At 63.7% G+C, this 9,825-nt stretch carries 9 protein-coding genes; 2 read left to right on the forward strand and 7 right to left on the reverse strand.

The features are described from left to right. Positions 1-103 precede the first annotated feature (103 nt). Positions 104-772 carry a hypothetical protein gene (locus tag BMX27_RS11690; RefSeq protein WP_090159984.1) on the forward strand — a complete coding sequence of 223 codons (669 nt, stop codon included), beginning with the start codon at positions 104-106 and terminating at the stop codon, positions 770-772. Here BMX27_RS11690 and BMX27_RS11695 read toward each other — a convergent pair. The 3 genes from BMX27_RS11695 to BMX27_RS11705 are packed head-to-tail and all read right to left on the reverse strand — an operon-like array spanning position 764 to position 4,454. Beyond that, on the reverse strand, positions 764-1,996 hold the full coding sequence (locus BMX27_RS11695; RefSeq protein ID WP_090159985.1) for a vWA domain-containing protein: 1,233 nt from the start codon (positions 1,994-1,996) through the stop codon (positions 764-766). The genes BMX27_RS11690 and BMX27_RS11695 overlap by 9 nt on opposite strands. Beyond that, positions 1,993-3,096, reverse strand: coding sequence for an AAA family ATPase (locus tag BMX27_RS11700; protein WP_090159986.1), 1,104 nt, complete (start codon positions 3,094-3,096; stop codon positions 1,993-1,995). The genes BMX27_RS11695 and BMX27_RS11700 overlap by 4 nt, the downstream gene beginning before the upstream one ends. Positions 3,097-3,134: 38 nt before the next feature. After that, positions 3,135-4,454 (reverse strand): ATP-binding protein, encoded by a 1,320-nt coding sequence (locus BMX27_RS11705; RefSeq protein WP_090159987.1) that lies wholly within the window; start codon positions 4,452-4,454, stop codon positions 3,135-3,137. A gap of 39 nt (positions 4,455-4,493) precedes the next feature. On the opposite strand from BMX27_RS11705, the gene BMX27_RS11710 reads away from it, so the two are divergent. Further along, the gene (locus BMX27_RS11710; protein WP_090159988.1) at positions 4,494-5,393 is read left to right on the forward strand and encodes an MBL fold metallo-hydrolase; all 900 of its coding nucleotides are present in this window, start codon (positions 4,494-4,496) and stop codon (positions 5,391-5,393) included. Between the two features lie 35 nt (positions 5,394-5,428). Here BMX27_RS11710 and BMX27_RS11715 read toward each other — a convergent pair whose 3' ends face one another. From BMX27_RS11715 to BMX27_RS11730, 4 genes are all read right to left on the reverse strand, one after another. Continuing rightward, positions 5,429-6,037, reverse strand: coding sequence for an Isoquinoline 1-oxidoreductase subunit (locus BMX27_RS11715; RefSeq protein ID WP_090160030.1), 609 nt, complete (start codon positions 6,035-6,037; stop codon positions 5,429-5,431). A gap of 6 nt (positions 6,038-6,043) precedes the next feature. Further along, positions 6,044-8,209 carry a xanthine dehydrogenase family protein molybdopterin-binding subunit gene (locus BMX27_RS11720; RefSeq protein WP_090159989.1) on the reverse strand — a complete coding sequence of 722 codons (2,166 nt, stop codon included), beginning with the start codon at positions 8,207-8,209 and terminating at the stop codon, positions 6,044-6,046. Positions 8,210-8,211: 2 nt separating this feature from the next. After that, positions 8,212-8,670, reverse strand: coding sequence for a (2Fe-2S)-binding protein (locus tag BMX27_RS11725; protein ID WP_056037298.1), 459 nt, complete (start codon positions 8,668-8,670; stop codon positions 8,212-8,214). Positions 8,671-8,752: 82 nt separating this feature from the next. Beyond that, positions 8,753-9,634, reverse strand: a complete 882-nt coding sequence (locus BMX27_RS11730; RefSeq protein ID WP_090159990.1) for an endonuclease/exonuclease/phosphatase family protein — start codon at positions 9,632-9,634, stop codon at positions 8,753-8,755. Between the last annotated feature and the right edge of the window lie 191 nt (positions 9,635-9,825).

Genomic DNA, 9,825 nt, shown 5'->3' on the forward strand with positions numbered 1-9,825 from the left:
TGATCATTGGTCGCGCAGCTGTCAACTGTCCCGTGCTTGCCCCGCATCCGTGCGGCGGGCAAACTGTCGCGATGACAAAGGCTTCTGACAGGTTGGACGCGGCGTGTTGATCGTCACCCATGACACGATCCGTAATCCGTCTGTGCTGAAGGTGCGGCAATTACCGCGCAAGTTCTTTGGCCGCGCGACGGTCTGGCCGCGCGGTATGGGGCCTGGATTGTTTTTGCGGATCATCGTGGAATTCCAGATCCTGCGATATTTTCTGACGCTCACCCCGCTGGTCGTGGTGGCCTTGATCTGGAACGGTGCGGCCCTGCCGCTGTCGCAGGCGCCAGTGCTGATGCTGATTTTGATCTGGTGGCTGGAAACCCGCGTCTTGCGTGTGCCGGCGTCGCGTCGCGCGCGGCTGATCGATCCGGCAGCGGCAGACCGGGGGCTGGATGCGTTGCGCGCCCAGGCACGTGCGGTCCTGACCCGGATCGCGGCCCATCGCGGGTTGAAACAGGGCGAATTGCATCTGGTGATCGAACAATCCGACCTGTGGACAGCGCCTCCGCTGACCTATGTTTCGGTGCAGTGGGACAAGGGGCCAGAGGTGCTGTCGCTGACCCCGACCGAAATGCAGATCCTGCGCGACGGTCTGTTTCAGGGCGATCTGTCCGAACGCAGGTTGCAACGCATCAACCAAAGCCAGAACCAGTTCCTGCGCGACATCACCTTTGACGCGAAGGGCGTCTCGGCGCATGCGCGACTGGCGGCGGCGTTAGGCTGACAAATCGATGACCTGCCCGAAGGTTGGCATCAGATCGCCCGGTTGCGGCACCGCCCAGAACACTTTCAGACCCTTGGGCGCAGGCCCCGTCGGGCCGTCGAGGTCCGTCAGGATCACCAGTGCTGTGGCACCATCCGTTTGCGCCGCTGCGATGACAGGCTGAAAATCAGTGCCACCGCCACGCGGCAGATCGGGAAGGGGTACGGTCTGCGCCGCGGCGTCGATCCGGCTGACAGATCGCACCGCTTCGTCAAAGATGATCAGTACTACCTCGGCCCGCAGGCGACGGGTGATGCCCAGCACCTCTGCCCAGAACATCGCCAGCCGTGCATCATCGATGCTGCCAGAGGCATCGACGGCGACCGCGATGCGCGGCACGTCGGTAAATGGCCTGTGGCCCGCCTGAAACCCTGGCTGCCGTGTTGCATCGGCCCGCGCTTGTGCGGTGCCTGCGATCCAGCGCCGGGTCGGACGCATCGGGCTGGTCTGGGGGGCAACCGTGATGGCCGCCGTCAGCAGGCGGCGCAAGACAATTTCCCACGGGGTACGCGGTGCGGGGATGTCTGCGATGCGGTGACCGATCAGTCCAAGACCACGGCCAGCGGTGCGACCCGCCTGCAAGGCCCGTGCCATGTGCTGTGCCCATGCGGCGGCCTGTTCGCGGTCCCCGCCTTGCTGGTCGTCCGCGCCGTCGCCGGGGCGGATGTCCCCTGCAAAGGCCTGTTGTCTGGCATAGGCGCGGGCGTCACCTGCGGCACGTTTGTCACCGATGGCCCCCATGATCGTGAAATACAGCCGGTCGCTGTCCCAATCGGCCAATGCCTGTGGCCCGCTTACCTCTTGGCCGATGCTGTCCAGAAGGCCGGTCAGCGTCACGGCGGGACGCGGCAGCGCATGGTCTGATTGCAACAGCGCCTCGTTCACCAGCGCATCGGCGCAGAGCTGCCAGAGTTGCGAATCGAAGGTGTCCCCAAGCCTGCGCCTGAGATCGTTCAGCCGCGCAGAGTGGCGCAAGGCCACATGCAGGATATGGTGCGCGGCAAGCCCCATCTGTTCGGGGCGTGATAGCGCGGCAAAATCGGGTCCATAGGTGATGGTCGTGCCAGCAGTTGCCGTCGTGTCGCCGTCGCGGTGGTCGCACCACAGCGACAAGGCGGCCAGCGCCGGATCGGCCTCGGCCAATGCGGTCAGGGCTGCGGTTGCGCGGCTGGAATGGCGGTTCACGATGCGTCGCGGCGTGCGAGATAGTCCGCATAGGCCGCCGAATCGCGGAATGCCTCTTGCCAGCCCTGGGCCAGCGCGCGGTCGATCAGCAGCTCGAATCCGTAGGTCGTCAGTTCGCGCGTCGGCAGCGTGGCAAAATGTTCATCCCGCGCGGCGAGGTCCATGATTCCGGCCATGACCGTGATCACGGCAGGCATGTTGTCACGGTCCGCCAGGGCAATGAGCGCATAGGTCAGTGCCGTCAGTCCATGCAGGCTGCGCGGGTAGAGGTCCGCGCGTTCGGCCGGTGTCGCCTCGATCATGGCCTGTGCCTGAACGGTGCTTGCGATGTCGCGCGCGATCAGGGTGAATTCGGCGGCTACTGCGTCGCCCACCGTGCCTGCGATCAGCGTGTCGCGCAGGGATGCGTCATCAATGGCATGCAGCAGGGTGCTGACCCGCGCCCAACTGCGCGGTGTCGCCGCGATCATCGCCCCGCGGCGCAGGCAATCCTCGGTCGTGTCCAGCAGATCCGGGCGCGTGCGGATAAAGGCGATGACGCTGGGATGCAGGCCGCGCGGCACCGCATAGCGGGTGATCCAGTCGCCGGCCTCGGCCCGCAAGGACAGATGGATCAGCCGGTCGGACAGGGCCGTGCCCATGTCATAGGCGATGGCACCATCCTCGACGGCATTGCCGGCGGCCACGATGAACGTGCTGTCCGGCAGGGCGAATTGACCAACGCGCCGTTCCTGTAGCAGGCCATAGACGGTGGGTTGCAGCGCGGGGGCGGCGGCAGTGAGTTCGTCCAGAAACAGGATCGCCGGCCGATTGGGGTCGCTGGGCAGGTCCTGGGGCGGATACCAGACGGTGCGCTTGCTGTCGTGGTCATAGAACGGAAGGCCACGCAGATCGGCGGGTTCGATCGTGGTCAGTCGCAGGTCGAACAACTGGCTGCCTGTCTCTGCCGCGAGCTGGGTGACGATCTCGGTTTTGCCGATACCGGGACGACCGTGCAGCATCCAGCTTGCGGTCATTTGTCCTGCGGTTTGCGCGGCAAAGCCCGCGCGCAGGGCGTCCAGTGCCTGACCTGCTGAAATTGTCTGCGTATTGATCGACATGGCGCGTCCTCCTGGCCGACAACATAGGGCGCGGGGGCCTAGCGGGCGAGGACCAGTTCCGCGCGCAGACCGCCCAGGCTGTCCGATTCCGTCAGGCGCAGGACGCCACCGTGACTGCGGGCGATGTCCGACACGATGGCAAGGCCCAGGCCCACGCCAGTGCCAGTATCCTGATTTCGGGCAGGGTCGAGCCGGGTAAACGGGCGCACGGCCTCTTCGCGGCGATCGACTGGGATACCGGGGCCATCGTCATCGACGACAAAACGGACCGCGCGGTCGGTCACATAAACCGAGATTTCGGCGCGGCTACCATAGCGCAGCGCGTTGTTGCACAGATTGTCCAGGGCCCGGCGAATCGCCACCTCGCGCAGGGGGACGGGGGCATCGGGTCCCGACAGCGTGCCTAGAAACAGCTGTCCCCGCGCGCGCTGAAAATCACCGTGAATGTCGCGCACCAGTTGCTGCGGTGACACGCGGACCAGCGCATCGCCATGATCTGACCGGGCAAAATCGAGAAAGGCGTCAAGCTGGCGCTGCATGTCGTCGACATCCTGCAGCAGCGGTGCGGCGTCATCCTCATCCAGCAGGGATAGGCCCAGCCGCAAGCGCGTCAGCGGCGTGCGCAGATCGTGGCTGACGCCCGACAACATCATGGTGCGCGACTGGATCTGCCGTTCCAGACGATTGCGCATGTCGAGAAAGGCCATGCCCGCGGCGCGGACTTCGGTCGCGCCAGAAGGGTGGTAGTGGGTGATCCGGCCCTTGCCATAGTCGGTGGCGGCCACGGCCATCCGCTGGATCGGGCGCAGTTGGTTGCGCAGGAAAACAAAGGAGATCGCAGTCAGGATGACCCCCAGAACCACCATGATCACCAAGAGCTGATGGGGGTTGGACGCGGACACGCGCCTGCGGTTGACCTCGATCTGCATCGGGCCGTGGCGCGTGTCGATCCAGATCCGGACGAAGTCCTTGTCGATCATCGAAATCGCGTCGATCTGCGGGATACGAAATCGCAGGCGGGCTGCGACTGCGTCGGCGGTGAAATCGCTCCATGTGCGGGCGCGGGTCTGGCCGGGAATTGCGGCAGGCCAGCTGACGGCCAGTTGCAACGGGTCAGCGATATCCGCGACCCTTGATCGGGCGGTATCGGCGTCCGGGGCCTGATTGGCTGTCTCGATCAGGAATTGCAGTTCAATGCTGACCGCGTCCGTCATCTGTTCGGTGACACCGTCGAAATGGCGGTTGATGAACAGGATCGACACCCCCAGCTGAAGCAGCAGGATCGGCAGGATCAGGATCAGCAGCGCGCGGGTATAAAGGCCGCGCGGCAGATAGGGTTTGAGCCATGCGAGGAACATGGCAATAACACTAGCGACGCGGCAGCATGGGGGAAAGCGATGAAAGAGTTCGATCCGATACCGGGCGAGGCCGTGCGCCTGGGGCCCGGCCTGCGGCGTGTTCTGGCCCCCAATCCGTCACCCATGACCTATCGCGGGACGAATACCTATCTGTTGGGCGACGCTGACCTCGTGGTGGTTGACCCCGGCCCGGATGACGCGGCGCATCTGGCGGCACTGACGGATGCCATCGGTGCAGCACAGGTCAGCCATATCCTTGTGACCCACGCGCATCTGGATCATTCGCCGCTGGCCGCACGACTGGCCGCCCGGACGGGTGCGCCTGTGCTGGCCTATGGTCCCAGCGACGCAGGGCGCAGTGCCGTGATGCAGGATCTGGTCGCGCAGGGCTATGCAGGTGGTGGCGAGGGGGTGGATACGCGTTTTGCGCCCGATGTGACGGTTGGCGATGGCGCGGTCATCGAAACACCGGCAGGCGCTGTTCATGTCCTGCACACGCCGGGGCATATGGGCAATCATATCTGCCTCAAGTGGGGGGATGCCGTTTTTTCCGGTGATCTGGTGATGGAATGGGCAACGTCGCTCGTGTCGCCGCCCGACGGCGATGTCAGCGATTTCATCGCGTCCTGCCGGCGGTTGCGGGCATGGGGCGGTGCGGTCCTGTATCCCGGACATGGGGCACCGGTGGACGATCCTGCGGCCCGGATCGACTGGTTGATTGCGCACCGTACGGAACGCCGCGCGGCCGTGCTGGGTGTCTTGTCCCATACACCGACTGGAATTTCGCAGATCACCGCCGCTGTCTATCGGGATGTGGACGAAGCGTTATGGCCAATCGCGGCCCGTAACGTCTTTGCGCAGTTGATTGAACTGGTCACGACTGGCGAGGCGGTCGCGCGCCCGGCCCTGTCGTTCGAGGCAGCGTTCAGCCGGATATGAAAAGCCCCGGCGCTGGGCCGGGGCTTATGCCGTATTCAGGTGGCGGGGCAGACAGCGCCAGTGTCGATCCAGGCCTGCGTCAGATCACCAAAGATCGCCTGCGTGCCCGGTGCCGGTTCGCGGCCAACACCCGGTTCCCAGCCCCAACCCACAAGGCCGTCCTCAGCGTTGTGTTCGTGCAGGCCAGCCAGATCGAGGTTGCCGTTGCGGGCCGGGTCCTTGATCTGTTCGCAGATTTCGGTGGCTGATTTACCGACCCAGCCCATTTCGATGGGGGCCAGATGCCACGGCACGTGACCGGGAATTGATCCATCGCCGCTGGTATAGGTGACGTTTTCCGCCCCGTGACAGGTGCTGCACCGCATGCCCGGCGCGCCCATGCCACCCACGCCGCGCACGACCGGGGGCTGGTGCGGCTGCATGTCATCGCCCTGCAACGGCACATCGCCGACCGGGTGACAATTCAGGCAGCGCGGGTGTTCGATCACGACCATCAGCTCGTTGAACAGGGCGACCGACCGTTCCGATTCGTCGGCGATATCCGCAAATTCGTCGACGGTCCGCAGGCCGTTGACGGTTTCGGCACTGACCGGTGCCGCCCATGCAAGAGCTGCGATCAGGCCAAGGCGGGTGAGGGTTTTCATCATGGCTTACGCTCCGACGGATTTGGAAAAGGGCAGGGTGGTGACGTTCTCGCCCTTGAGCGCGCGCCATGCGTTCGCAAGTGCCGGGCCGATGGGCGGGGTGCCGGGTTCGCCCACACCCGTCGGATCGACCTCTGATGCGATGATGTCGACCATGACGTTCGGCATCTCGTTGATGCGCAGCACGCGGTAGGTGTCGAAATTGCTTTGCTCGACCATGCCGCCTTCGGCCAGTGACAGTTCGTCATGCAGGATCGACGACAAGCCGAACCCGATTCCGCCCTCGATCTGGGCGCGGATCACGTTGGGCGTTACGGCCACGCCGCAATCCACGGCGCACCAGACATTCGTCACCTTGGGAAAGCCGTCCTTGTCTTCGACTTCGACGATCTGCGCGGTATAGGTGCTGAAACTCTCGTGCAGCGCCACGCCGTAGCCTTTGCCGTTCTTGACCTTCTGGCCGTCCCAGCCGGCCATTTCGGCAACGCGTTCCAGCACGACGCGGTCACGGGTCATGTCGGGGCGCAGCAGATCAAGGCGGCCCTGCACGGGGTCCTTGCCACCCAGTTCCAGCAGATGATCCAGGAACACTTCGGTCGCATAGGCGGTGTGCGTGTGACCCACGGACCGCCACCAGAGCACGGAAACCGGGCTTTCGGCGCGGATCCAGTCGACCTGCATGTCCGTCAGGTCATAGGGCATCTTGGTCGCGCCCTCGTATGAGGTCGGGTCCAACCCGTCCTGCATCATCGCCTCCATCGGGGTGCCCGCCATGATGGATTGGTTTACGACGGTGTTGTGCCATGCGGTTATATTGCCGTCGGCATCCAGACCACCGCGCAGGTGGTGCACGGTCATCGGGCGGTAGTAGCCGCCGTGCAGATCGTCCTCGCGGGTCCAGACCAGTTTCCAGGCCCCATCACGGCCCGCTGCAGCGGCAATTGCGCCGATTTCTGCACCGATATGGGCGCTGGGCTGTGCGCGACGGCCAAATGACCCGCCGGCCAGCATCGTGACCATTGCCACATTCGCGGGGTCCATCCCCAGCGCACCGGCCACCGACTGGTTGTCGAAACCGGGGAATTGCCAGCCGCCCCAGGCGGTGGCGCTGCCGTCCTTGACCTCGACCACCGCGTCGAGCGGTTCGAGGGGTGCGTGGGCGAGATAGGGAAAGCGGAATTCCATCTCGACCGTCTGCGCTGCGTTTTCGAGGGCTGTGGCAACGTCGCCCGCAGATTCTGCAGTCTTGGCCGTATCGCTGCCGACCATGGCGGCGAAATCGTCCATCATCTGCGCAGAGCTGCGTGTTTCAGCGGCAGAGGTGTCCCATTCGACGGATAGCATGGACCGCCCCTTGATCGCGGCTGCGGTGGAGGTGGCGTAAACGGCAACGCCCTGCGGAATCTGGCGCACAGCTGTAACACCGGGCACAGCGACCGCGTCGGTGTCGTCATAACTGGCGACGGTGCCACCCAGCATCGGCGGGTGGGCGACAACGACGGTTTCCATGCCGTCGATGTCGATATCCATCGTGAACATCGCACTGCCGTTGGACTTTGACGGCGAATCGAGGCGGGGCAGGTCGGTGCCGATATAGACAAATTCCGACGCGGGCTTGAGCGGCGGATCCTCTGGCGGGGTCATCTCGGCGGCCTTGGCGGCCATTGGGCCAAAGGTCGAGGTTTTGTCACCGTGGGTGATCACGCCCTTGGTTACGGTAATCTCGGATGCATCGACGCCCCATTCGGCAGCGGCAGCCTGCACCAGCATTGCGCGGGCAGCGGCACCGGCCTTGCGCATCTGGGTATAGCTGTTGGCCAGACCTGTGGACCCGCCAGTGCCTTGCAGGCCGAAAAAGAGGTTCTTGTATTTCTCGTTATCCAGAGGGGCTGCCTCGGCGCGCATCTGCGCCCAGTCGGCGTCCAGATCCTCGGCCACGAGGGTCGCAAGGCCGGTGTAGGCACCCTGACCGATTTCGATATGTTTGATCATGACGGTGACGGTGTCGTCGGCTGCCACCCGGATGAACGCATTGGGGGCAAAGCTGCCGCTGCCGTCAGCGGCAAAGGCATTCGCGGCACCTGATTGCGCGCGGCCTTTCATCGGCAGGGCGACCGCAATGGTCAGACCGGCGGCAGAGGCCAGAAACTGGCGGCGATTCTGATGGGTCATGTTCAGGTCTCCAACGCTTTGGCGGCATCTTTGATGCCTTGGCGGATGCGGACATAGGTGGCGCAGCGGCAGATGTTGCCGGCCATCGCGTTGTCGATGTCCTCGTCGGTGGGATTGGGAATCTCGTAAAGCAGGGCAGAGGCGCTGACGACCTGACCGGATTGGCACCAGCCACATTGCGGCACATCCAGTTTTGCCCACGCGGCCTGAACGGCCTCGGCCTCTGGGGTGTCGAGGCCCTCGATCGTGGTGATGTTGGCACCTTCGAGGGTGGATACGGGCGTGACACAGGACCGGCGCGTTGTGCCGTCCAGCATGACGGTGCAGGCACCGCATTGCGCCACGCCGCAGCCGAATTTGGTGCCGGTCAGTTTCAGCTCGTCCCGCAGAACCCACAGCAGTGGCGTATCGCCTGGCACGTCGACCGTGCGCTCTTCTCCATTAACAGTAAACGTGGTCATGCGATCTGTCCTTTCTCGCCAAGGTTTGGGTAAAGAGCTAACGCGACAGTGTTCAAAGTCCACGCAGGACCTTGCGGAAGGCCTACCGCAAAACGAAATCGCCGATGACGGGATAATGGTCCGATGGCCAGCGCCCGTCGAACTTGCGCCGCAGGACCTGGGGTTCCCCGATCAGGCTGACTGGGCCAGAGGCGGCCAGATGATCAATCGCCCCGAACAGGTTGATGCCGCGGTTCAGGTGGTACGTTGATCCCGGTACGGGGGCAAAGATGAAGCCTGCATCCTTGAAAATCTGCGCCGTCCTGAAACTGCGCAATGCGTTCAGATCGCCTGTCAGAACGACGCGTTCTCCTGCTGCCAGCCGCGGGGCCATGCGGTCGACGGTCAGTTCTGCCGACAACAGCCGGTTCGACCCGGAGCTGAACTCGAAATGGACGTTGTATATTGTAAGGGTCTTGCCGTCGTTGCGGTCACGTAGCTGGACCCAGCTGGCAAAGGCCGGATAGCTGCCGTTGAAGGTGCGCGAATAGATCACGTCCGGTGTGTCCGAAAAGAAGAACCACCCCTGGTCCAGCATCTCGAATCGTGCGGTGCGGTAGAAGATCGGCTGGGTCGATGGAAACACCGCGGAATCACCGTTGGCACCCGCCGCATAGTCGGGGTTGTTTTGCAGCAGCCAATCACGGTGCAGATTGATGTTGTCGGTATCGCCGCGTCCAAAGCTTTCCATCTCCTGAAAGGCGACGATGTCGGCGTCGAGCGCCTTGAAGGCCTGATCTGCCGATTCCTTGCGATCTTCCCAGTCACCGACCGACCAGGTCCCGGTTGCCTGGTCCAATACGATGTAATGGACGTTGTGGGTCGCGATCCGGACGCTGCCGTGTGGTGGTGGCGTGATCCGCGATGTGGATTCGCCGCAAGCAAACAGGACTGTCAGGACAATGAGGCAGAGAAAGGGGCGCATCTTTGGGCTCCTGTGGGATGCTGGCCAGAACGACGGTCCGCGACTTGGTGTTTTGAGAACCGTAACCACTAGATTTTGGGCAGTCTGAACTTTTTTGCGAAAAAATCGATATTTCTTGAAAAAGGTGCTTGCGGGTGTCGGCGTGTAACCGTAGAAGCCCCCTCACCGGAGACGCAGAGATGCAGGACGGG

The organism is Loktanella sp. DSM 29012, from assembly GCF_900110705.1.
Classification (GTDB): Bacteria; Pseudomonadota; Alphaproteobacteria; order Rhodobacterales; family Rhodobacteraceae; genus Loktanella; species Loktanella gaetbuli.

What these genes read in the sequence shown, in the direction of transcription:
- BMX27_RS11700 (WP_090159986.1), bottom strand. Translation starts at nt 3,096, where the DNA reads ATGTCGATCAATACGCAGACAATTTCAGCAGGTCAGGCACTGGACGCC.
- BMX27_RS11705 (WP_090159987.1), bottom strand. Translation starts at nt 4,454, where the DNA reads ATGTTCCTCGCATGGCTCAAACCCTATCTGCCGCGCGGCCTTTATACC.
- BMX27_RS11710 (WP_090159988.1), top strand. Translation starts at nt 4,494, where the DNA reads ATGAAAGAGTTCGATCCGATACCGGGCGAGGCCGTGCGCCTGGGGCCC.
- BMX27_RS11715 (WP_090160030.1), bottom strand. Translation starts at nt 6,037, where the DNA reads ATGAAAACCCTCACCCGCCTTGGCCTGATCGCAGCTCTTGCATGGGCG.
- BMX27_RS11720 (WP_090159989.1), bottom strand. Translation starts at nt 8,209, where the DNA reads ATGACCCATCAGAATCGCCGCCAGTTTCTGGCCTCTGCCGCCGGTCTG.
- BMX27_RS11725 (WP_056037298.1), bottom strand. Translation starts at nt 8,670, where the DNA reads ATGACCACGTTTACTGTTAATGGAGAAGAGCGCACGGTCGACGTGCCA.
- BMX27_RS11730 (WP_090159990.1), bottom strand. Translation starts at nt 9,634, where the DNA reads ATGCGCCCCTTTCTCTGCCTCATTGTCCTGACAGTCCTGTTTGCTTGC.